We start from the raw sequence: 21,788 nt of genomic DNA, 5'->3' as shown, positions 1-21,788 counted from the left end.
ATGCAAGCACTTCACATCTACGCCGGGCCCAAGGCCCGGGCTTCCCTGGCCGCACACGGCCTGCCTCCCGAACACATTCGTACCATTCCCGGCGCCGCCGGCGGCCCCAAGGGCCTGATCCTGGGCGCGCTGGACCGCTTCATCTTTGGCGACTGGTTGCTGCGCTCGCAGCAGCCAGTGGACCTGGTAGGCGCCTCAATCGGTGCCTGGCGCATGGCCAGCGCTTGCCTGAATGACCCGGCCGCCGCGTTTGCGCGGCTGGAGCACGACTACATCCAGCAGCATTACGAGCTGCCGCCCGGCCAGAAGCGCGTGAGCGCGGAGCAGGTGAGCGAGACCTTTGGCAAGAACCTGCAGGCCTTTTACGGCGGCCGCCTGCCCGAGGTGCTGCAACACCCGCGCTACCGCCTGCACATCGTGACCTCACGCGGTCGCCACCTGCTGCGCACGGAGCATGGCCTGCGCACGCCGCTGGGCTATCTGGGGGCGTTCTTGACCAATACCGTGCACCGCAAGGCCATGGGCGCCTGGCTGGAACGGGTAGTGTTTTCCAGCCCGCATGCGGTGCAGGGCGCGGCCTGCGCCCCACTGCCGTTTGCCACGGGCGACTACCGCACCCGCCAGGTGGCACTGAGCGAGGCCAACTTCATGGATGCGCTGCAGGCCAGTTGCTCCATTCCCTTTGTGCTCAAGGCGATCCACAACATCCCCGGCGCGCCTGCGGGCGCCTACTGGGACGGCGGCATCACCGACTACCACCTGCACCTGAACTATCCCGGCGCCCAAAATGCTATGAATAAGGTAGCTACTCGCGCAAAGTCCACTGGGGCTGGAGACGGTTTTGATGCAAAAAACCTGGTGCTATACCCGCACTTCCAAAAAAGCGTGGTGCCGGGCTGGCTGGACAAGGGCCTGAAGTGGCGCCACCGCGCGACGTCCTACCTGGACACCATGGTGCTGCTGGCGCCCAACCCCGAGTGGGTCAAAACTTTACCGAACAGCAAACTTCCGGACCGTACAGACTTTACGCACTATGGCAATGATCTGGCTGGACGGGTGAAGGCGTGGACCGCCGCCACCCGTGCCAGCCAGCAGATGGTGGACGAGTTCATCGCCTGGCTGGACAAGCCCGACATGAACCTGGTACGCCCGCTATGAAACTGCTGTTCTCCACGCTGTCGGTGGCGCTGGCCACCACCCTGACCCTGGGTGCCGTCAACGCATCGGCCGGCCCGCTGCTGGACCGCATCAAGGAACGGCTGGCCACGCGCGCCGAGTCCCGCGCGGCCCCCGGCCCGGGCGCATCCACGCCGGAGCAGACGCTGGAAGAACCCTACGCCCAAGACACCAGCACCGCCAGCGGCGCCGTCGCGCGCAAGGTGCTGCGCGATCTCGCCTACGGCAGCGACCCCAAGCAGCGCATGGACGTGTACCTGCCCGCCACCGGCCCGGCGGGGCAGGGCGCCGCACCCGTCATCTTCATGGTGCACGGTGGTGCCTGGCGCATGGGCGACAAGCGCATGGGCAATGTGGTGGACAACAAGGTGGCCCGCTGGGTGCCCAAGGGCTTTGTATTCATATCGGTGAACAACCGCCTACTGCCCGAAGCTGACCCGCTGGACCAGGTGCGCGACGTGGCCCTGGCCCTGGCCAGCGCCCAGGCGCGCGCCGCCAACTGGGGGGCGGATCCGCAACAGTTCATCCTCATGGGGCACTCGGCTGGCGCCCACCTAGTGGCGCTGCTGGCTTCGTCGGCCACGCTGGCGGGCGAGGCCGGGGCCAAGCCCTGGTTAGGCACAGTGGCACTGGACAGCGCAGCGCTGGACGTGGCACCCATCATGCAATCTCGCCACTACAAGCTCTACGACCCCGCTTTTGGTACCGACCCCACGTTCTGGAAGGCCGTATCGCCGCTGCAGCAGCTCAGCACGGGCGCCAAGCCGCTGCTGACGGTGTGCTCCACCCGACGGGATGATTCCTGCGGCCAGGCCAAGGCCTTTGCCACCCACGCCAGCCAGCTCAATGTGCGCGTGCAGGTGCTGCCGCAGGACATGTCGCATGGCGAGATCAACAAGGAGCTGGGCTTGGGCACGCCCTATACCCAGGCCGTGGAAAGCTTTATGTCCAGCCTGTCGGCACCGGTGGCCGCCATGCTTCAGCGCGGCCTGTAAAGCGGGCCCTGCGCGGTACCGCGCAGGTTCAGGTGTCTACAAGCGCCGTTCGGTTCAAGGCGTTGTAGGACAGCACCCAGGGGACGACATCCTCCGCCGGCATGGGGCGGCCGATTCCATAGCCCTGACCCAGGGCGCAGCCCAGTTCGAGCAATTTAGCAGCCTGCGCCACCGTTTCGACCCCTTCGGCAATCACGCTTCGGTCAAATGCCTGCGCCAGTGCCACGATGGCTTCCACCAACGTGCAGTCCTCGGGATCGTCGAGTAAGCCCTCCACAAACATCCGGTCAATCTTGATGGTCTCCGCAGGCAGGCGTTTGAGATAGGAGAGCGAGGAAAAGCCGGTGCCGAAATCGTCGAGCGCGAAGCGGACGCCCAAAGCCTGGCAACCCTGCATGACCTGGCGCATATGCGGAATATCCTGTAAGGCGGCGGATTCGAGGATTTCCAGTTCCAGCAGATTGGAGGGGGCCAATGGGTAGCTCGCAAGCAGCTCGCGGAGCCGGTCCACAAAATCAGCGCGATGGAAATGGCGCGCCGCAATGTTCACGCTGACGCCCCAGCGGTGGCCCTGGCCCACCCATACCTGCAATTGGCTTAGTGCCTGCTGCAACACCCATTCGCCGGTTTCCACGATCAGTTCCGTGTGTTCCATCAAGGGAAGAAACTCACCCGGCGCCAGCATGCCGCGTTCAGGGTGTTGCCAGCGCAACAGGGCCTCCATACCGACCACCTCTGCGGTCCCCAAATGGACCTTGGGTTGGTAATGCAGACGGAACTCACCCTGGTGCAGGGCAATGGTCAAACGGGCCAATTGGGTGTATCGGGTCTGTACCACCTGGTCTTGCCGTGCGTCAAATACATGAAAACCGCGCCCCTGTTGCTTTGCCTGGTACATGGCCTGGTCCGCATGGCGCAGCAAGGTGTCCGGGCTGGTGCTGTCCGGGGGGAGCAGTGCCAGACCGGCGCTGGCACTGACGTGGATCTGCAGGTCGTCAATGGCGTACGGCTGTGACAGGCGCTCCAGTAGTACCAGGGTCTGGTTCTGCATGCCCGCTTCGTTCTGGAATCCGCGCAGAAGGACGACGAACTCATCGCCACCCAGCCGTGCAACATCTGCCGGATCTTCTGCAAAGTCTTTCAGGCGCAATGCCACTTCTTTCAGCAAACGGTCGCCCGCCCAATGGCCATACTGCGTGTTGACGTCCTGAAAACGGTCCAGGTCCAGCAAGCACACCGCCAGCGCATCACCATTTTTCCTGGCCTCGTAGTGGGCGTGGGTCAGGCGTTCGGCCAGGGCTTCACGGTTGTTGAGCCCCGTAAGGGCATCGTGGCGGGCCTGCCAGGAGATTCTTTGCCGCAGGTCCCGGGTTTCCGTCACATCGCGAAACACCAGCACACAGCCGCCGGTGCTGCCCCGGTCCTGGCGAATCGGCGCCGCCGTGAATTCAATCGCATAGCGCTCGCCGGAATGGTGCAAGAGCAATTGGTTGATCGCATGCACCGGAGCCGAAATGCAGTGCAGCTGATCCGCACGCAGGCTTTTGGGAAGTACTTGGGAGGCGGCATCCAGCTGAAATACCTCAGTCAGGGGGCGTCCCAACGCTTGTGCTTCCGTGTAACCGGTCAGGAACTGGGCGGCCTCATTGAGACCGTCAATATGGCCGTGCACATCGGTGGTGATGACACCGTCGGCAATCGAGGAGAGTGTGACCACGGCACGCTCTTTCTCCTGCAGCAAGGCCTCTTGTGCCAGCTTGCGCTCCGTGATGTCGACCAGCGCACCGATGCTCCCTCCCACGCTTCCATCCAGCAAAGTGAAGGGGGCCTTGAAGTACACCATCTCGCGCACATCGTAGGCACCTGCCTTGACCACCACTTCGTGGTCCTTGCGATTCAGTACTTGGCGCGTGCGCCCCTCATGCGCATGGGGCAAGGACAGAAAATCGCTGCGCAAGGGACTGCCGACCACGGTTTGGGCCGGGGTGCTGAAAAACGCTTCCCATGCCTGGTTGACTGCCAGGCACTTGCCATCGCTGTCGCGCACAAACACCGGCAGGGGCAGGGCGTTGATGAGTTGCCGGGTGAAATGCAGCTGCTCCTCTTGTTCCTGCTGCGTCTTTTGCAGGGACTGGATCAAGGCCTCGATCTGCCCCGCCATGCCGTTGAAGGTCTGGGCGACCGCACGCATTTCCAAGGTTCCCTTCTCCTCCATGCGGGTCTGTAGTGCCCCTGCACTGAATCGCTCGGTGGCCAGGTTCAGCCGGCTCAACATGCGCGCATTGGCGCGCAAGAGCAAGGTGAGCAAAAACAGAATAGTGAAGATATTCAGCACCGTAATGCGCATCTGGGTCCCAATGGTGTGCCACACCTGGTCCAGCCTTTGGGTGGTGCCCACCACCACAACCAGGCGGGCCTCCGTGCCATCGGGCAGGGGGTCGGAGAAACTCTGGCTGAGAGGTTTCAAGGCGGCCAGTCGCTGAAACCACTCGGGTGCCTGCGAGCGCGCAGGGTTGACGGCATCGGCCTGCAGCGCCTGCCGGTAACGGTTCCATTGCAGGCTCAAAATATCAGGATGGAAGCCAAGTTCGGCATCCAGCATGGCTTGCAACTCCGCGTCGGAACCATTGGCACTGGCGCGGACCATGAGTGGCAACACATAGTGCCCAATGGTCTGCAACTGGGCTTGCTGATGCGCGTTGGCTTCCTGCAATTCGGCATCCAGCATCAAGTGGTAGCGCACCAGGGTCACCGCCACGATGATGCCCAGGATAGGCAGAAATAACCGCGGGTAGGTTCCCCGCATCAACCACGTTTTGATCGAATAGCTGCGCATTACTGTTGGTTCCCTGAAGCGCCTGGGGCGCCTTTGTCATTGTTTTTATGCCGAAGGCAGTTTAGCCGCGACTCGGACGGGCAAACCACAACAGTGCGGGCGCCTCGCGTCAGTGCGGCTTGTAGGCAGGCGTATCCCGCAGGGCGGCGATCGCCGTCCACCAGGCTTCCATCCTGACCCGGTACACAGTGCTACAAAGCGCTTTCGAGCATCTGGCGATAGTCCTCAGCGCTGGCGATGCGCGGGTTGGTCTTGTGGCAGTGGTCTGCCAGCGCGCCGGTGATGATCTGGTCGAACTGTGCGGCCGATATGCCCATGGCAGCCAGGCCCATGGGCAGGCCCAGACGGGCGTTCATGTCCTTGATCGCTTCGCCAATGTCACTGGCTGACCCCAGGCCCATGGCGTGGGCCATGCGCTGCAGGCGCTTGTCCTTTTGCACCGATTCGGCTTGCGCGTTGAAAGCCACCACGGCGGGCAAGAACATGGCGTTGAGCGTGCCGTGGTGCAGGCGCGGATCCACGCCGCCCAAGCTATGGCTGAGCGAATGCACGCACCCCAGTCCTTTCTGGAAGGCCATGGCGCCCTGCATGCTGGCACTCATGAGCTGGGTGCGGGCCTCCACGTCGCTACCGTTTTGCGTGGCGCGGGCAATGTGGGCCCAGGCGCGCTCCAGGCCGTCCAGCGCAATGCCGTCGGCCGGCGGGTTGAAGGACGGCGCCATGAAGGTCTCCATGCAATGCGCAATCGCATCCATGCCGGTGGCTGCGGTCAGCTTGGGCGGCAGGCCCAGGGTCAGCTCGGGGTCGCAGATGGCGGTCTTGGGTACCAGGTACCAGCTGTGAAACCCCAGCTTGCGGTGGTCGTCCACGATGAGGATGGCCCCGCGCGCCACCTCGCTGCCGGTGCCACTGGTGGTGGGCACGGCGATGATGGGGGCCACGCGGTCCGTGATGCGCACTGAGCCCCCCTCGATGGTGGCGTAATGGGTCAGCGGCCCTTCGTGCGTGGCGGCAATCGCCACGCCCTTGGCGCAGTCGATGGCCGAGCCGCCGCCCACAGCGATCAAGCCGTCGCAGCCCTGCGCCTGGTACATCGCCGCCGCCGCGCGCACGGCGGCTTCGGTCGGGTTGGAAGGGGTTTGGTCGAAGACGGCGACCGTCAAACCGGGCAGGGCGTCCAGCGCCTTTTGCAGGATGCCGGCGGCCTTGACGCCCGGATCGGTCACGACCAGCGGGCGGGCAATGCCCACACGCTCACATTCTTGCTTGAGCAGGCGCACGGCGCCGCATTCGAACTGGATCTGGGTCACGTAATAGATAAGTGCCATGCTGCCCTGCCGTGTAGGATTGAATGGGAAAACACTGTAGCAAGAAGCCAAGATTCCATGAGTCACCACGATGACCGCCACGCCAATCCGCGTGCCCTTCTGACGACAGCCATGCGCAGCGTGGTGGACCGCATTGCCCGCGCTGGCCATGTGCCCATGCACGCGTTGAGCGCAGCCCAATCCCGGGCGGCCTATGCCGCTGGCGCCAATGTGCTGGAACTGCCCACCCAGCAACTGCCCACGGTGGAAGATTTCACCGTATCTGCCCGGGACGGCCATGCCATCCCCGTGCGCCACTATGCACCGGCGACTGGCGTATTGCCGGTACTCATCTACTTCCATGGCGGTGGTTTTACCGTGGGCAGCATTGCCACCCACGACGGCCTGTGTCGCCGCCTGGCGCATCTGGCGAGATGCGCCGTGCTCTCGGTGGATTACCGGCTGGCGCCGGACAGCAAATTCCCCACGGCCCATGAAGACGCCTGGGACGTCGTGCAATGGGTGGCCCGGGAAGGCGCGTCGCGCCAACTGGACCCTAGTCGCGTCGCCTTGGGCGGAGACAGCGCAGGCGGCACGCTGGCGGCGGCTTGCGCCATCGAAGCGCGCAACGCCGGGTTGGCTTTGGCGCTGCAACTGCTGTTCTATCCCGGCTGTGCCGGCCACCAGGACACGCCGTCCCACCAGAAGTTCGCCACCGGCTTTGTCATCGAAGAGCCGCATATCACTTATTTCTTTGAGCAGTACATCCGTAGCCCGGCTGACCGTGATGACTGGCGCTTTGCCCCGCTGGACGGCAAAGGACCGGACGGCTTTGAGGTCGACCTGGCTGGCGTGGCCCCTGCCTGGGTGGGTCTGGCAGAATGCGACCCCCTGGTGGATGAGGGCGTAGCCTACGCCGACCGCCTGCGCATGGCCGGCGTGCCGGTGGATCTGGAGATCTACCGCGGCATGGTCCATGAATTCATCAAGATGGGGCGTGCCATCCCTGAAGCCGCCATTGCCCATGCTGACGCCGCCCGCGCGCTGCGCCAGGCGTTTGCCACACCCTGAACCGCACACCACCATGACCTTGCAACGCTCTGATTTCCGCTTTGTCTCCCCCCTGCGCGTGCGCTGGGCCGAGGTAGACATGCAGCAGATTGTTTTCAACGCCCACTATCTGATGTACCTGGACACCGCCATGGGCGAGTACTGGCGCGCCTTGGCCATGCCCTACCAGGAGAGCATGGCGCTGCTGGGTGGCGACATGTATGTGAAGAAGGCCACGCTGGAGTACCACGCCTCCGCCAGCTATGACGACATGCTGCACATCGGCCTGCGCTGCGCCCGGGTGGGCAATTCGTCCATGGTGTTTGAGGGCGGCATCTTCCGGGGTGAGGCCTTGCTGGTGTCAGGCGAATTGCTCTATGTATTTGCCGACCCCGACAGCCAGACAGCACGCCCCGTGCCCGAGCCGCTGCGCCAGGCCTTCGCCGCGCAAGGCGCCGGGCAGTCGCCGACCGAGACCGCTGTGGGTGACTGGCAGACCTTGGGCGCACACATTACGCCCCTGCGCCGGGCCGTGTTTGTGGACGAACAGGGTATTGCCGAGCATCTGGTGGTGGATGAGGCCGATCCGGACGCGGTACATGCCGTGGTGCACAATCTCCTGGGGCAGGTGGTGGCCAGCGGCCGGCTGCTATCGCATGCGCCTGGCGTGGGCCGCATCGGCCGCATGGCTACGCACCGGATGCTGCGGGGCGGTGGCCTGGGCCTGCAGGTGCTGCGCGCGCTCACGCAAAAAGCCCGCGAACGCGGCGACAAGGAAATCATGCTGCACGCCCAGTGCAGCGCCGAGGGCTTTTATCTGGGGGAAGGCTATGAACGCCGTGGGCCGGTGTTCGTAGAGGCCGGCATTGCGCACCAGGAGATGGTGCTGGCTTTGGGCTGAAGGGCCGCGCTAGAAACCTAGCGAGGCCAGCAAGTCGTCCACGTCGTCCTGCTTAAGGGCGTCGGCCGCCGTCTGCGGGCCTTCGAGTACGTGGTTGTCCACGGTCACGGGTTCGCTGGAAGTGGTCTTTTCTTGCACCCGGGTGTCCGGGCTGCTGTCGATAAGCAGTTGCACCAGCTGCATCTCGGTACGGGTGATGATGTCAATGACCTTCTTGATCACCTGGCCAGACAAATCCTGAAAGTCCTGCGCCATCATGATGTCGCTGAGCACGCCGCTCTGGCCTTCTGCAAAGTGGGCGGTGCGTTGGGCAAATTTGCCGCAAACCACCATGAGGCCCCGCGCCTTGTCCACGCTCATGTCGGGGGATGCTGCCAGGCGGTTCAGCGAATCGCCCAGCTCCAGACCGCGGGTGGCCAGATCATCACACTCGGGTTTGGCCGTTTCCACCAGGGTCAGCACCTTGTTGGCGGCGTCTTCGGTCATCTTGCCCACATAGGCCAGACGGTCGCGCGCGTTGGGGATTTCCTCGACGATGCTGTGCAACTGGTTGCCGCCCAAGGCCGTCAGCGCTTCGTGCATCTCACGGGTAATGGCGCCCAGACGGGCAAAGGCTTCTTCCTTGTTGAGCGGCGTTGACATAGACAGACAATCCCTTCCCGACGTCGTTGTACGGTCTGATTATTATGAATCCAGCGCGTGGCCCGGATGCCATGAAAGGCAGAAAAACGTACCTTAAATGTCCTCAAGCAAGGCGTAGGGCAGGGGCAAAAGCTGCACGGACGCCGCACCAGCCCGCAAAGGCCCAGCCTCCACGGCGGAGAGCTGCATGGACACGATGGCATCACTGCCGCCACCGGGTGCCGCCTCTGCCTGCACCACGGTGCCAACGGGCTGACTCTCATCGGCCGCAGAAAACACCTCCTGGCCTGCCTCCAGCGCGCCATCGCTGTGCACCACAAAGGCACGCCGCTTGAGCGTGCCGCGGAACTGGCTGCGGGCCACAACCTCCTGGCCGGGATAGCAGCCCTTCTTGAAGTTCACGCCGCCTATAGATTCGTAATTGAGCATCTGGGGCACAAAAGCCTCCACCACCGGCGTGGTGAGGGTGGCCACGCCGCTGCGCACTTCGGTCCAGCGCCACAGGGCGGCAGACAGCGTGTCCCCCGCAGGCGCTGGCGTGCCCGCTGGCTGCACACGGAGCTGGCGTGGCTGGCCGTTTGCAGGGTAGAGGTTGATGGTGGATTTTTCATCCAATTCGGCCATAGCCCACGTGGAATCTTCGCTAGCAGCTCCTGAATCGATAGCATTTCCGATCAGGCCGTAGATGTCGAAGCGCTCGGACGCATCGCTGAGCTTGGCCTTGGCGCGCATCACAAACATGGACAGGCGCTTGAGCGTGGGGGCCAGCAGGTCCTTGCTGCAGACCAGCAGGATGTCACCCGAAACGCGCTTGAAGCCGATGAAACTGGCCTGCATGCGCCCCTTGGCAGAGCAAAAAGCCGCCAACCGGGCCTGTGTCAGATCCAGCAGGGCAAAGTCTTGCGTGAGCTGGCCATGGATGAATTTGGCGGCGTCTTCGCCTTCGATCTGGATCACGCCCAGATGATCCAGGCGGGCCACGCCATGCAGGGCGGAAGAGGGGGGTGCGGAGAGGGTCTCGGTGCTCATGGCTGAATTATGATTCCGACTCTGATGACTGACTGGAAGTAGGGCTGTGCGCTTGTTTCTTGCTGCGGTAGCTCTGGCTGCCTTGGGTTTGCTGGGGGCGGGTTACGTCTGGGTGCAGTCGCCCCTGCCGTTGCGCGCTGCGGTGCTGGACCTGACAGTCGCTCCGGGCGCAGGCGCCCGTCAGGTAGCCAATGCCGTCAGCGACGCAGGCGTGGAGACTCCGCCCGCACTGCTGTACTGGTGGTTCCGGCTTTCCGGCCAATCCCGTGCCATCAAGGCCGGCAGCTATGAAATCGAGACTGGCGCCACCCCGCGCAGCCTGCTGCGCAAGCTGGTGGATGGCGATCAGGCACTGCGCAGCGTCACTTTCGTCGAAGGCTGGAACTTCCGCCAGGTGCGTGAGGCCCTGCGCAAGGCCGACCACCTGCGCCCCGACAGCCAGACCTTGTCCGCCGACGCGCTCATGGGGCAGTTGGGACTGCCCGGTGTCCACCCGGAAGGTCGCTTTTTCCCCGATACCTATACCTATGCCAAAGGCAGCAGTGATCTGGCCGTGCTGCAGCAGGCCCGACGTGCCATGGACCTGCAACTGGACGCAGCCTGGTCGGCCCGCGACCCACAGACGCCGCTCAAATCGGCCCAGGAAGCCTTGGTTCTGGCCAGCATCATTGAAAAAGAGACAGGCAAACAAAGTGACCAAGCCCTGATCTCGGCCGTCTTCAGCAACCGCCTGCGCATCGGCATGCGCCTGCAGACAGACCCCACCGTCATTTACGGTCTGGGCGAATCCTTTGACGGCAACCTCCGCCGCGCCGACCTGCTGGCGGACACGCCCTACAACACCTACACACGGGAAGGCTTGCCACCGAGCCCGATCTCCATTCCCGGCAAGGCGGCACTGCTGGCGGCAGTACAGCCTGCAGCCAGCAAGGCGCTCTATTTTGTGGCCCGTGGCGACGGCAGCAGCGAGTTCAGCGAGTCACTGGACGCGCACAATAGGGCGGTCAACAAATACCAGCGGGGCCAATGAGCCCGGCAGCACACAGGGACGGCATGAGCGGACTTTTCATCAGCTTCGAAGGCATCGACGGCGCCGGCAAATCCACCCATATCACGGCGCTGGCGGATGCCTTACGCGCCCAGGGCAGGGCGCTGACCCTGACACGCGAGCCCGGCGGCACACCGCTGGCCGAACAACTGCGCAGTATGGTGCTGAACGACACCATGGACCCCATGACAGAGGCGTTGCTGGTGTTTGCGGCGCGCCGCGACCATGTGCAGCGCGTGATCCTGCCAGCGCTGGCGCGTGGCGAAGTGGTTCTGTGTGACCGCTTTACCGACGCTACCTTCGCCTACCAAGGCGGTGGCCGGGGCTTTGACTGGCAGGTGCTGGAGCAACTGGAGCAATGGGTGCAGGGCAGGGAGCAGCCTTTCGTTCTGCAACCGCACACCACTGTCTGGTTTGACCTGCCGCCGGCAGTGGCCGCAGAACGCCTGGCCGGAGCGCGTGTGCCTGACAAGTTCGAGTCGCAACCTGTGGCCTTCTTTGAAAACGTGGCTGCCGGCTATGCACGCCGTCAGGCGCAAGATCCCGAGCGTTTTGTCCGCATCAACGCGCACCAGACGCCCGCGCAGGTGTGGCGTGATGTGCAGGTCGCTTTGCAGGCCCGTGGAGTGCTGCCAGCATGAGCGAAGCACGCTCGGTCACCGTACCGCCCTGGATTGCGGCGCAGACCCAGACCCTGCTGGCCCAGCGCGGCCACGCCTGGTTGCTGCAAGGACCGTCCGGCCTGGGCCAATATCCCCTGGCGTTGTCGCTGGCATCGGCTTGGCTGTGCGAGCAGCCCGGTCCCGCAGGCGCGTGTGGCCAGTGCAGCAGTTGCCACGCGATTGCCGTGCGCACCCATGCTGACTTGTGCATGCTGATGCCAGAAACGACCATGCTGGCGCTGGACTGGCCGCTGAGCGAAAAGGCCCAAGGCGAGATCGACGACAAAAAGCGCAAGCCCAGCCAGGAAATCCGGGTTGACGCCATGCGCGATGCCGTGGAGTTTGCCCAACGCACCAGCGCACGTGGGCGGGGCAAGGTGGTCGTGGTCTTTCCGGCTGAAAACATGAATGCCATCACCGCCAACGCGCTTCTCAAGACCCTGGAGGAGCCACCCGGCGACGTGAAATTCGTGCTGGCCAGCGAATCCGCCCACCAACTACTGCCCACCATCCGCAGCCGCTGTATCGGCCACACCATGGCTTGGCCCGACGCTGCGGAGGCGACCGAGTGGCTAGAAAGGCAGGGTATGGACGCTGCCAAAGCACGCCAGTTGCTGCAGGCAACGGGCGGGCGTCCAGCGGATGCTCTGGCATTTGCAGATTCCGGCCGGAATCCGCAAGCATGGGCGTCCTTTCCACGCGCCATGGCGCAAGGCGATGTTGCTGCGGTGAAAGACTGGAGCGCCCCGCAGATCATCGATGCCCAGCACAAACTGTGTCACGACCTAATGGCCAAGTTGTGTGGCGCCTCACCGCGCTTTTTCGAGTCCCGCGATCTGGGCTCGCTCCAGGTGCCCATGCCGATACTGGGCCGCTGGAGTAAGGCCCTGTCTGCCGCCATGAAGACCATGGACCACCCCTTCAATGCAGGCCTGATGGTGGAGGCGCTTGTCGTACAAGCCCAATCGGCCCTAAACTCAAGGCATTAAGTCGCGACCATGAGCACCAATCCCGCCACCGCCCGTCCCAGCGTTATCCAGCTTTCCATCAAGGAAAAAGCAGCGCTGTATGCCGCTTACATCCCCATGTTCACAGAAGGCGGGGTTTTCATTCCAACCACTCGTGAATATGCCTTGGGTGACGACGTCTACGTGCTTTTGTCCTTGCCCGAGGATGTGCAACGCTATCCCGTCGCGGGCAAAGTAGCCTGGGTGACGCCGGCCAAGGCATCCGGTGGTCGCACACAAGGTGTCGGCATCCTGTTTCCCAGTGACGAGAAATCGCGACAACTCAAACTCAAGATCGAAGAGATTTTGGGCGCTCATATGGCGTCTGACCGCCCCACACAAACCGTGTGATACCCCGGCCCGGTGGCCCGGGCCGCTGCAGGGGACGCATCCCCTGATGGATGGATTTTCATGTTTACCGATTCCCATTGCCACCTGACCTTTCCGGAACTGGCAGCAGATTGGCCTGCCATCCAGCAGGCCATGGAGCAGGCCCGCGTGGACCGCGCCCTGTGCATTTGCACCACGCTCGAAGAATTCCCGTCTGTGCACGCGCTCGCAGTTGCGCATGCCCACATCTGGGCCAGCGCTGGCGTACACCCCGACAATGAAGGTGTCACCGAACCTTCGGTGGAAGAATTGGTGCGTTTGGGCTCCTTGCCCAAAGTCATCGCCATCGGTGAAACCGGGCTGGACTACTACCGTCTGGGGGAGCGCACGGTGGCGGACATGGAGTGGCAGCGGGAGCGGTTCCGGCGCCATATCCAGGCTGCGCAAGTGGTTCAGAAACCCTTGGTCATACATACCCGCAGCGCTTCGGACGACACATTGACCATTTTGCGCGAGCAAGGGGAAACTGGTGGAGCAGGTGCAGCGGGTGGCGTATTCCACTGCTTTACCGAGGACCAAGCCGTAGCCAAGGCGGCACTGGATCTGGGCTTCTATATTTCATTCTCCGGAATTCTGACGTTCAAGAGTGCCCAGTCCATCCGCGATGTTGCTGCCATGGTACCCATGGACCGGCTTCTGATAGAAACCGATAGCCCTTATCTGGCACCAGTGCCGTACCGCGGAAAAACCAACAATCCGTCCTACGTCCCTTACGTGGCGCAGACGCTGGCCACGCTCAAAGGCTGCGATGTAGAGACCATGGCTCAGGTCAGCAGCTCCAATTTCGATAATTTGTTTCGACCTCAATCATGAGAAATTGGTTTAAAAATTCCGTATACTTTATTGTTTTATTTGGATTTTCGGTAGTCCAGGCTGGTTCCTATGAAGATTTCTTCAAGGCTCTGGACACCGACAACGCCACCGTAGTGACGCAGCTTCTGGAACGCGGGTTTGACCCCAATACCCCGAATCCGAAGGGTACGCCGGCCCTGATGGTCGCCTTGAAAGCACCTGCACCGAATGCGGCTGCCATCCTGATCCAGCACCCGGACATCCAGGTCGAGGTCCGGAACGCGCAAGATGAAAGCCCGCTCATGCTGGCCGCACTGGCTGGCTATCTGGACATTTGCACCCAGCTGATTGAAAAAGACGCCGACGTGAACAAACCGGGTTGGACTCCATTGCATTACGCGGCAACCAACAGCCAGGTGCCAGTGATGCAGCTGCTGCTAGACCAGCATGCCTACATCGACGCTGCATCGCCCAACGGAACCACGCCCTTGATGATGGCCGCGATGTACGGCAACGCATCCGCCGTCAAGTTGCTGCTGGAAGCAGGCGCAGATCCCACGCTCAAGAACGAGCTGGGCTTGACGGCCATCGACTTCGCAGAACGGGTCAAGAAGAGCGATTCCACAAGCATCATCGCCGCGTTTATCCGCGCAAGACGGCCCAAAGGAGCTTGGTAACGAGCTTATATTTACTTTATACGATGTATATTATGTAAAGTAATTGAGCCTTAAAAAATAACCTCGCTCATCGCACAGTAAACGCCACGGTTGGAACACTGATATCGGCAAAGGATGCGCCCAGCGCCAACTCCCCTTTGCCATGAAGAACGCACTCTTCGCGTCGCAAAAGAATGTCGGCACCACCGGACTCCGAGAAACGCACCCAGCTGCCATAGCTGCTGACGTCCACCAACATTACGCATCCGTTGCGCCATTCCAGGCGCGCGTGGGTCCGCGAAACCCGGGGATCATTCACGACAAACTCCATGTCCTTGACCCGCCCGATGTGAATGGGAAGCTCAAATGACTTGAAGCTCTTGACGACATCCATCCACTGGAGCACGACCTCCCGGCCCAGCGCATCACCACGGCCCAGCAACTCTTCCGGGCTTAGCTGTGCCTGCATGGTCAGGAAGTCCGAAGGCTCTTCCTCCCGCCATTCAATCTGGTAGACATTGCAGGGTTCTGCACGTCCCCGGATATGGATGGGGCCAAGCATGCGAAAACTGCTGCCGCGCATCTCCGGGACTTTTTCCAGGGCGTTGGCGCTCGCCCAGATTTGGTGAGGGCCACACAAATCGCAGAGACGGGATGCCACGTTAACGGCGTCACCGTAGCAGTCCTCAGCCACCATCTCTACTTCGCCAGAGGCCAGCCCGATGCGGATGGGCAACCGAACATCAGAGGGCTGCCGCAGGGTTGTCTTGAGATGCTGACGCTGGATATCCACGACTGCGGCGACCGCATCCACTGCTTGGTTGAAAACTACCATGACCCCGTCGCCAAGAGTCTTGACCAATCGCCCGCCATGGGCTTCACATTGCTGGGTGATCCAGGTGGTAATTTGGGTGACCGACTCCGTTGCGCGGGCATTTCCCAATGCCTCAAACACCGCCGTGCTGCCATGCAGGTCGGTGAATACAACGGTCGCTTGAACACCCATTCCCAATTGATCCAGTTCTTATGCAGTGCCCGAGTTTAGGGCATTGCGGGACTAAAAAGGCGTACGGGATATAGCTTCCTTGCGCGAAAAGAGATGCACCGGTTTTCCACCGCTTATCAGGCCTTGAAAAGTGCCATTCATTTGTAAACTGGTTTGGGCACAGCGGATATTTCACACAGTTGTCAGACAAGGAGGCTAGGCTATGCACCGTGTTGAACTTGCGACAGTGTTGGTATCTGCCCCTATTGCCCTTGGCACCAGGTTTGCTTATTGTCCATCGCGAGTCGTGTAAGAACAAATAAAGCTATGCGTTGGACACCTTCAAACCTCATGAACAACCTGCTCAAAGGCAGTGCTGTAACAAAAGCCCGTCCGGGAGCCTCCACTCTGAATGACATTCGCCAGACCATGCTGCGCATGATGGGGGATAACGGCGCGCAAGCGTACCCGGTGGTGCAGCTGCGCGTCACCTACGCTGATGACGTACAGGATCTCTGGTATCTGCGCGGCGATGTCATGGCCGCAGTTGCCGCTACGCACGGTGAGGCCGTCGCCCGGGAACAGCTGGCTGAGGTCAGCACCATGTTCAAGGGACTGCTGCCCAGCGGACTCACTGCACGCCGAAGCCCTCTCGGGCGCTAACGGCTGTGGGAATGATCGTGCCCGTGTGCATGGTCATGGCCCCAAACCATCATCACATCCTTGCCCTCGGCGACCAGATCTGCGTGCTTGCCCACCGGTAGCAGGACTTTGGTCTGTACGTGCCCATAGGGCAGATTGGTCAGTACCGGTACTTTCAGCTGGGATTGCAGCCAAGCAACAACGCTTGCAAGCTTGAAGCCCTTGTCATGCGCAGTCAGGGTGAATCCGTTGAACTGTCCCAAAACAACCGCTTTCTGCTGGGCCAGCACGCCCGCATGTAACAGCTGCGTGAGCATGCGCTCAATTTGGTAGGGATGTTCGCCCACATCTTCCAGAAACAAAATCCCGCCTTGGGTGGCCGGGAAATAGGGTGTGCCCAGCAACGACACCAGCACACTGAGGTTTCCGCCCCAGATGGGGGCATGGTGAATGACAAGGGGTTTGGACGCAGTCCAGGCTGTACTCTGGCGCCATCCCGTGCCCTCCCCGCGGCCGCTCGCCATGTCGAGAAAGCAATCTTCCATGATGTCATCAGGCACCAAGTCGGGCTCACCTCCCACGCCGAAGCCTTCGCAAAGGGCTGGCCCGGCCCACGTGGTAGCGCCAGTTTTGGCAAGCACTGCCAGTTGAAAGGCGGTGAAATCGCTGATGCCCACAAACTGGGTACCCCGCTGGACCGCCTTGGCGATGCTTGCGTAGCGGATTCGTCCCAGGATACGGGTGAGCCCATAGCCTCCGCGGGAGATCATGGCGATATCGGCGCCACTGGCGGCTGCACGGTGAATAGCCGCCAGACGCACGTCATCGTCACCGGCAAAGCGCTGGTGGCTGGCCAGCGCATCCTGGTCAACTTCGACCTCAAAGCCGAGGGTCTGCAGGCGTTTGACACCACGCTTGAATGCGGCCTTGTCACGCACCGCGCCTGAAGGGGAATAGATATAGATATGTTTTTTCACGCCCGCATTATCCGCTGCGTAAAGTCCGCGCCAATTCGCTCCGCAATGTCCTCGGTGGGCCCATCCAGCCAGCTCACGCGGGGGCCAGCGGCCTCCCGGGCTTGCGCAATCTCTGCAATCAAGCCGGCAACAGCCCGAAGCCCGGCCTGGTAGCCACGGTCTGGATAGGGACGCATGTCTGGCTGACGCGGCAAAGCGGGGCGCATCCCAAACACTTGTACAGACTGAAGGCTCAGGGTGCCCGCCAGAACGCTGGCGAAATCCCCCCCTGCCCCCTCCCCCACAATCACCAAACCGGTCGGCGCCAAGTGCTTCACCAAACCCTGCAGGCTGTGCAAATGCATGGCCAAAGCGTGGGCCGAAGTTTTCTTGGGCTTGTCACTTCGTCCGAAACCAATCAGATCAGGTACGATGACACGTATGCCCTTCGGAGTAAGCGCGCCTACCAGCGGCCGGAGGTCGGCACTCGACCCCGGCAAGTCATGCAGCAAAAGCACGGTTTGCTCCACTATCGCAACGCCCACGTCCACGTCCACATAGTGCATGCGCCAACCACAGGTGTATCCGTCATCGCAGAAATAGCGCGGTGCATCGGCATCTGACGACTCCCCGACAAAGGCCGAGTCCGGTGTTCGCAAGGCGTCATCGCGCAAGGGCTGAGCCTGTCGCGCCTGATCTTGGCGGCGCTCCTGAAAGAAAGTCCGCAACATGTCGGCACATTCCTTGGCAAAGATACCTCCATCTACCGCCGTCTGGTGATTGAGCTGTTGGTTGGAAAACAGGCTGATTGCAGAACCAGCTGCACCGGTCTTGGGGTCTGGGGCGCCAAACACCACGCGCTGTATGCGCGAGTGCAAGATGGCACCTGCACACATGGGACAAGGTTCAAGGGTCACATACAGGGTGCAACCGTCCAATCGATAGTTACCCAGAGTGAGGGCGGCTGCGCGCAGAGCCATGACTTCTGCATGGGCAGTGGGGTCATGTTGCCCGATCGGGGCATTGCGCCCCACACCAAGTACCTGTCCATCTTTGACCACCACGGCGCCGACGGGAACCTCGCCTGCGGCTTGGGCCAAACGGGCTTGCACCAAGGCTTGCTGCATGAATAGGGAGTCTAGGTCCATGGGGCTATCCTAGCCGACCGCCCTATCGCAAGTGGGCAGTCTCAGGTGATGCTGCCACGTGCAGCCAACCATTCCTTCAGCAAGGGAGGCGTCATCGGCTTTGCATACAGGTAGCCCTGCCCTTCATGGCAACCAAGCTTGCGCAAGGCTTCTGCCTGGGCTTCCTCTTCAATGCCCTCGGCAATCACCGTGAGGTTGAGGTTGCGCCCCAGCTCAATGACCATCGATGCGATGTGGCCGCCGCATACGTCTTTTTGCAACTCGGACACAAAAGCCCGATCAATTTTCAGGCGGTCTATCGGCAACTGACGCAATTGGCTGAGCGAAGAGTAACCGGTGCCGAAATCGTCAATGGCGATCGTGATCCCCATCTCACGGACCAGGTTCAGCGTTTCGAGCATGAAGTCGGCATCTTCCATGGCAACCGACTCCGTGATCTCCAGCTCGAGGCAATTGGGGCTGATTCCCGTATCCAGCAAGGCGGCGTTGAGTTTGTCGAGAAACTCGGGGTGCCGGAACTGAATTTGCGAAACGTTGACCGACATGCGCAAGTCTGTCAGACCCAATGCCTGAAGCCTCACCAATTCGTGGCAGGACATGCGCAGAACCCAGTCGCCAATAGCCACAATCATCCCGGAAGCCTCCGCCAATGGGATAAACCTGTCCGGAGGCACAAAACTTCCATCCTCATTGCGCCAGCGGATCAGCGCCTCCATCCCAACGACCTTGCCGGTTCCCAAATTCATCTGGGGCTGGTACACGATGAAAAGGCGCTCGCTTTCCACGGCACTGCGCAAACTCTGCAGCAAGCGCACACGCTCACGGATGTCCGACCCCATTTCACTGGAGAACATCACAAAGCTGCCGCGCCGGCTCTTCTTGGCCCGTTTCAAGGCGATATTGGCATCCTTGAGCGCATCGCGGCCGGTCACACCATCCGATAGCAGCTTGGTCAGCCCCATGGTTGCGGTGACCACCATCGAGTCATCCTGTACCAAGAAGGGCTCGCGGAACATGGCCAACACCCGGAGGGGATTGACCACCGCCTGGGTTCCCATCAGGCCAAAGGTATCGCTGCCGATGCGGGCGAGGATGACTTCATCTCCCAACTCTGCCTTGAGCCGGTCGGCAACCGACTGAAGCAGGCGGTCCCCTTGCTGGTGCCCCAAAGCGTCGTTGATTTCCGAGAAGTCATCGATATCCAGAATGGCGATGACATCGTCTGCTGCAGGTTGCGTGCGCAAACGCTCTTCACTGAGATCAATGAACTTGTTGCGGTTGGGAAGGCAGGACAGCCTGTCATAAAACGCCAGCTCGTCGAGCTTGCGAATCTGTTCATAGGCACGAAGGGCCGCCGTCACCGTAGCGTACAGCTTGGTGCGCGTCAGCTCCGACTTTGTCTTGTAATCATTGATGTCGAAATCGTGGATGGTCTCGATTTCCGGTGCGTAACCGGGCTGACCAGTGCGCAGAATGATGCGCAGCTCCGTCAGTTTGAGCTGTTGTCGGATGGTCTTGACCAAGGCCAAACCAGCGTCCTCCCGCTCCATGACCACGTCGAGCAATACAACAGCGACGTCACGCTCGGCATGGAGCAGCTTGGTAGCCTCCGAGGCGGAATACGCGTGCAGAAACTGCAGCGGACGCCCCAAAATCCGGACTCCGGCGAGCGCAAACGTGGTCGCCCGGTGTACATCCGGCTCGTCGTCCACGACCAGAAGGCGCCACACGGGTTCCTTGACATTACCGTTGACGACTTCATCCTCCAGAAAATGGAGCGCGTCAGAGTCTGTGTGGGGATCCAGCAGATTCTCGGTATTCATGGAACCATTGTGCACCAAGCTCCCACGAAAAGTCAGCGCCCCATTGGGCGCTGATAGCACTTTTTAGGGCAAATCCGTAGGAAATAGCAGCGTCATGGGGATAACCCGCAGGCATCACTCCCACTCAATGGTGGCAGGTGGCTTGGAGCTGACGTCATAGGTCACGCGGTTGATGCCACGCACTTCGTTGATGATGCGGCCGGATACCTTCTTGAGCAGCGCATAGGGCAACTCGGCCCAGTCGGCCGTCATGAAGTCACTGGTCTGCACCGCGCGCAGGGCCACCACATAGTCGTAGGTGCGGCCATCGCCCATGACGCCCACGCTCTTGACGGGCAGGAAGACGGTGAACGCCTGGCTGGTCAGTTCGTACCAGGTCTTACCCGTGGCCTCATCGCGGAAGTTGCGCAGCTCTTCGATGAAGATGGCATCAGCGCGGCGCAGCAGGTCGGCGTATTCCTTCTTCACCTCACCCAAAATACGCACACCCAAGCCGGGGCCGGGGAAGGGATGGCGGTAGACCATGTCGTGGGGCAGGCCCAGGGCCACGCCGAGTTCGCGGACCTCGTCCTTGAACAGCTCACGCAGCGGCTCCAGCAGTTTCAGGCCCAATTGCTCGGGCAGGCCGCCCACGTTGTGGTGGCTCTTGATGGTGACAGCCTTCTTGCTCTTGGCACCGCCCGATTCGATGACATCGGGGTAAATGGTGCCTTGGGCCAGGAAGGTTGCTCCTTTTTTACTAGCACCTTGCGCAGTCAATTCGCGGGCTTGCGCCTTGAAAACCTCTACAAACTCGCGCCCGATGATCTTGCGCTTGGCTTCCGGGTCAGCCACACCGGTCAGGTGTCCCATGAACTGGGCCTCGGCGTCCACGCGAATCACCTTGGCGTGCAGCTTGCCCACGAACATGTCCATGACCATATCGCCTTCATTCAGGCGCAACAAGCCATGGTCCACAAACACGCAAGTCAACTGGTCGCCAATGGCTCGGTGGATCAGTGCGGCCGCCACGGAGGAGTCGACACCACCAGACAGCCCCAGGATGACCTCCTCGTCACCCACCTGGGCGCGAATTTTCTCGACTGCCTCGGCGATGTAGTCGCCCATGATCCAGTCCGGGCGCGTCGCGCAAATACCCAGCACAAATCGCTGCAGCAGGGCCGCACCCTGTTTGGTGTGGGTCACTTCGGGGTGGAACTGCACGGCGTAAAAGCCGCGCTCCTCATCAGCCATGCCGGCAATGGGGCAGCTAGGCGTGCTGGCCATGAGTTTGAAGCCCGGGGGCAGCTCTGTGACCTTGTCGCCATGGCTCATCCAGACCTGCAGCATGCCGTGGCCCTCAGCCGTGGTGAAGTCGGCGATATCCTTGAGTAGGGCGGTGTGACCATGAGCACGCACATCGGCGTAGCCAAACTCGCGCTTGTGGCCGCCTTCGACCTTGCCGCCCAGCTGCCAAGCCATGGTCTGCATGCCATAGCAAATGCCCAGTACCGGAACGCCCAGCGTGAAAACGGATTCAGGCGCCTTGTCGGTCGTGTCTTCGTAAACGCTGGCGTGGCTGCCCGAGAGGATGATGCCCTTGAGCTGACCGTCGGCCGCAAACTCCTGGATCCATGCGTCACTCACGTCACAGGGATGGACTTCGCAATAGACATGGGCTTCGCGCACGCGCCGTGCGATGAGCTGGGTGACCTGGGAGCCAAAATCGAGGATGAGTATCTTCTGGTGCTGCATGGTGTTTTG

General features: G+C 61.6%; 20 protein-coding genes. 11 read left to right on the top strand and 9 right to left on the bottom strand.

Going from position 1 to position 21,788, the window contains the following annotated elements; translation table 11 throughout:
- A complete protein-coding gene (locus tag AC1RNN_RS05360; RefSeq protein ID WP_493087989.1) occupies window positions 1-1,158 on the top strand; it encodes a patatin-like phospholipase family protein in 1,158 nt (385 codons plus the stop codon).
- Complete coding sequence (locus AC1RNN_RS05355; RefSeq protein WP_493087991.1) at window positions 1,155-2,171, top strand: alpha/beta hydrolase; 1,017 nt, start codon at window positions 1,155-1,157, stop codon at window positions 2,169-2,171. Before AC1RNN_RS05360 ends, AC1RNN_RS05355 begins: the two co-directional genes overlap by 4 nt.
- Window positions 2,172-2,199: 28 nt before the next feature.
- On the opposite strand, the gene AC1RNN_RS05350 is transcribed toward AC1RNN_RS05355, so the two are convergent.
- Together AC1RNN_RS05350 and gbd are read right to left on the bottom strand one after the other, a co-directional pair.
- Window positions 2,200-4,977 (bottom strand): EAL domain-containing protein, encoded by a 2,778-nt coding sequence (locus tag AC1RNN_RS05350; RefSeq protein WP_493087992.1) that lies wholly within the window; start codon window positions 4,975-4,977, stop codon window positions 2,200-2,202.
- Between the two features lie 221 nt (window positions 4,978-5,198).
- Window positions 5,199-6,335: a 4-hydroxybutyrate dehydrogenase gene (gene gbd / locus AC1RNN_RS05345; RefSeq protein WP_493087993.1), complete on the bottom strand. Its 1,137-nt coding sequence runs from the start codon at window positions 6,333-6,335 to the stop codon at window positions 5,199-5,201.
- Between the two features lie 57 nt (window positions 6,336-6,392).
- Here gbd and AC1RNN_RS05340 point away from each other — a divergent pair, with 57 nt between their 5' ends.
- Complete coding sequence (locus AC1RNN_RS05340; RefSeq protein WP_493087995.1) at window positions 6,393-7,385, top strand: alpha/beta hydrolase; 993 nt, start codon at window positions 6,393-6,395, stop codon at window positions 7,383-7,385.
- A gap of 13 nt (window positions 7,386-7,398) precedes the next feature.
- Entirely contained in the window at window positions 7,399-8,265 is an 867-nt protein-coding gene (locus AC1RNN_RS05335; protein ID WP_493087996.1) for a YbgC/FadM family acyl-CoA thioesterase, read from the top strand.
- A 9-nt stretch (window positions 8,266-8,274) separates the two neighbouring features.
- Here the strand turns inward: AC1RNN_RS05335 and AC1RNN_RS05330 are convergent, their stop codons facing one another.
- Both AC1RNN_RS05330 and ygfZ read right to left on the bottom strand, forming a co-directional pair.
- Window positions 8,275-8,907, bottom strand: a complete 633-nt coding sequence (locus tag AC1RNN_RS05330; protein ID WP_493087998.1) for a protein phosphatase CheZ — start codon at window positions 8,905-8,907, stop codon at window positions 8,275-8,277.
- A gap of 93 nt (window positions 8,908-9,000) precedes the next feature.
- The gene (gene ygfZ / locus AC1RNN_RS05325; RefSeq protein ID WP_493087999.1) at window positions 9,001-9,936 is read right to left on the bottom strand and encodes a CAF17-like 4Fe-4S cluster assembly/insertion protein YgfZ; all 936 of its coding nucleotides are present in this window, start codon (window positions 9,934-9,936) and stop codon (window positions 9,001-9,003) included.
- Window positions 9,937-9,982: 46 nt separating this feature from the next.
- Here ygfZ and mltG point away from each other — a divergent pair, with 46 nt between their 5' ends.
- The 6 genes from mltG to AC1RNN_RS05295 are packed head-to-tail and all read left to right on the top strand — an operon-like array spanning window position 9,983 to window position 14,512.
- Window positions 9,983-10,966, top strand: a complete 984-nt coding sequence (mltG, locus tag AC1RNN_RS05320; RefSeq protein WP_493088001.1) for an endolytic transglycosylase MltG — start codon at window positions 9,983-9,985, stop codon at window positions 10,964-10,966.
- A gap of 23 nt (window positions 10,967-10,989) precedes the next feature.
- Window positions 10,990-11,625 (top strand): dTMP kinase, encoded by a 636-nt coding sequence (tmk, locus tag AC1RNN_RS05315; RefSeq protein WP_493088003.1) that lies wholly within the window; start codon window positions 10,990-10,992, stop codon window positions 11,623-11,625.
- Window positions 11,622-12,635, top strand: coding sequence for a DNA polymerase III delta subunit-related protein (locus tag AC1RNN_RS05310; protein WP_493088004.1), 1,014 nt, complete (start codon window positions 11,622-11,624; stop codon window positions 12,633-12,635). Before tmk ends, AC1RNN_RS05310 begins: the two co-directional genes overlap by 4 nt.
- A 9-nt stretch (window positions 12,636-12,644) precedes the next feature.
- A complete protein-coding gene (locus tag AC1RNN_RS05305; protein ID WP_493088005.1) occupies window positions 12,645-13,004 on the top strand; it encodes a PilZ domain-containing protein in 360 nt (119 codons plus the stop codon).
- 60 nt (window positions 13,005-13,064) lie between these two features.
- The gene (locus AC1RNN_RS05300; protein ID WP_493088007.1) at window positions 13,065-13,856 is read left to right on the top strand and encodes a TatD family hydrolase; all 792 of its coding nucleotides are present in this window, start codon (window positions 13,065-13,067) and stop codon (window positions 13,854-13,856) included.
- The gene (locus tag AC1RNN_RS05295) at window positions 13,853-14,512 is read left to right on the top strand and encodes an ankyrin repeat domain-containing protein (protein ID WP_493088008.1); all 660 of its coding nucleotides are present in this window, start codon (window positions 13,853-13,855) and stop codon (window positions 14,510-14,512) included. The genes AC1RNN_RS05300 and AC1RNN_RS05295 overlap by 4 nt, the downstream gene beginning before the upstream one ends.
- Window positions 14,513-14,579: 67 nt before the next feature.
- Here the strand turns inward: AC1RNN_RS05295 and AC1RNN_RS05290 are convergent, their stop codons facing one another.
- Window positions 14,580-15,497 carry an adenylate/guanylate cyclase domain-containing protein gene (locus AC1RNN_RS05290; RefSeq protein ID WP_493088009.1) on the bottom strand — a complete coding sequence of 306 codons (918 nt, stop codon included), beginning with the start codon at window positions 15,495-15,497 and terminating at the stop codon, window positions 14,580-14,582.
- Window positions 15,498-15,827: 330 nt separating this feature from the next.
- Here AC1RNN_RS05290 and AC1RNN_RS05285 point away from each other — a divergent pair, with 330 nt between their 5' ends.
- Window positions 15,828-16,139: a hypothetical protein gene (locus AC1RNN_RS05285; protein ID WP_493088010.1), complete on the top strand. Its 312-nt coding sequence runs from the start codon at window positions 15,828-15,830 to the stop codon at window positions 16,137-16,139.
- Here AC1RNN_RS05285 and AC1RNN_RS05280 read toward each other — a convergent pair.
- The 4 genes from AC1RNN_RS05280 to guaA all read right to left on the bottom strand — a co-directional run bounded on the left by AC1RNN_RS05280 (window position 16,136) and on the right by guaA (window position 21,779).
- On the bottom strand, window positions 16,136-17,095 hold the full coding sequence (locus AC1RNN_RS05280) for an LD-carboxypeptidase (protein WP_493088012.1): 960 nt from the start codon (window positions 17,093-17,095) through the stop codon (window positions 16,136-16,138). The two genes, AC1RNN_RS05285 and AC1RNN_RS05280, sit on opposite strands and share 4 nt — an antisense overlap.
- Window positions 17,092-18,201 (bottom strand): tRNA adenosine(34) deaminase TadA, encoded by a 1,110-nt coding sequence (gene tadA, locus AC1RNN_RS05275; RefSeq protein WP_493137363.1) that lies wholly within the window; start codon window positions 18,199-18,201, stop codon window positions 17,092-17,094. Before tadA ends, AC1RNN_RS05280 begins: the two co-directional genes overlap by 4 nt.
- 62 nt (window positions 18,202-18,263) lie before the next feature.
- Window positions 18,264-20,045: a putative bifunctional diguanylate cyclase/phosphodiesterase gene (locus AC1RNN_RS05270; RefSeq protein WP_493088015.1), complete on the bottom strand. Its 1,782-nt coding sequence runs from the start codon at window positions 20,043-20,045 to the stop codon at window positions 18,264-18,266.
- Between the two features lie 114 nt (window positions 20,046-20,159).
- Window positions 20,160-21,779, bottom strand: coding sequence for a glutamine-hydrolyzing GMP synthase (guaA, locus tag AC1RNN_RS05265; protein WP_493088017.1), 1,620 nt, complete (start codon window positions 21,777-21,779; stop codon window positions 20,160-20,162).
- Window positions 21,780-21,788: the final 9 nt, after the last annotated feature.

It is taken from the genome of Rhodoferax sp. GW822-FHT02D07, assembly GCF_058802405.1.
This window is presented reverse-complemented; position numbering and strand designations above follow the sequence as displayed.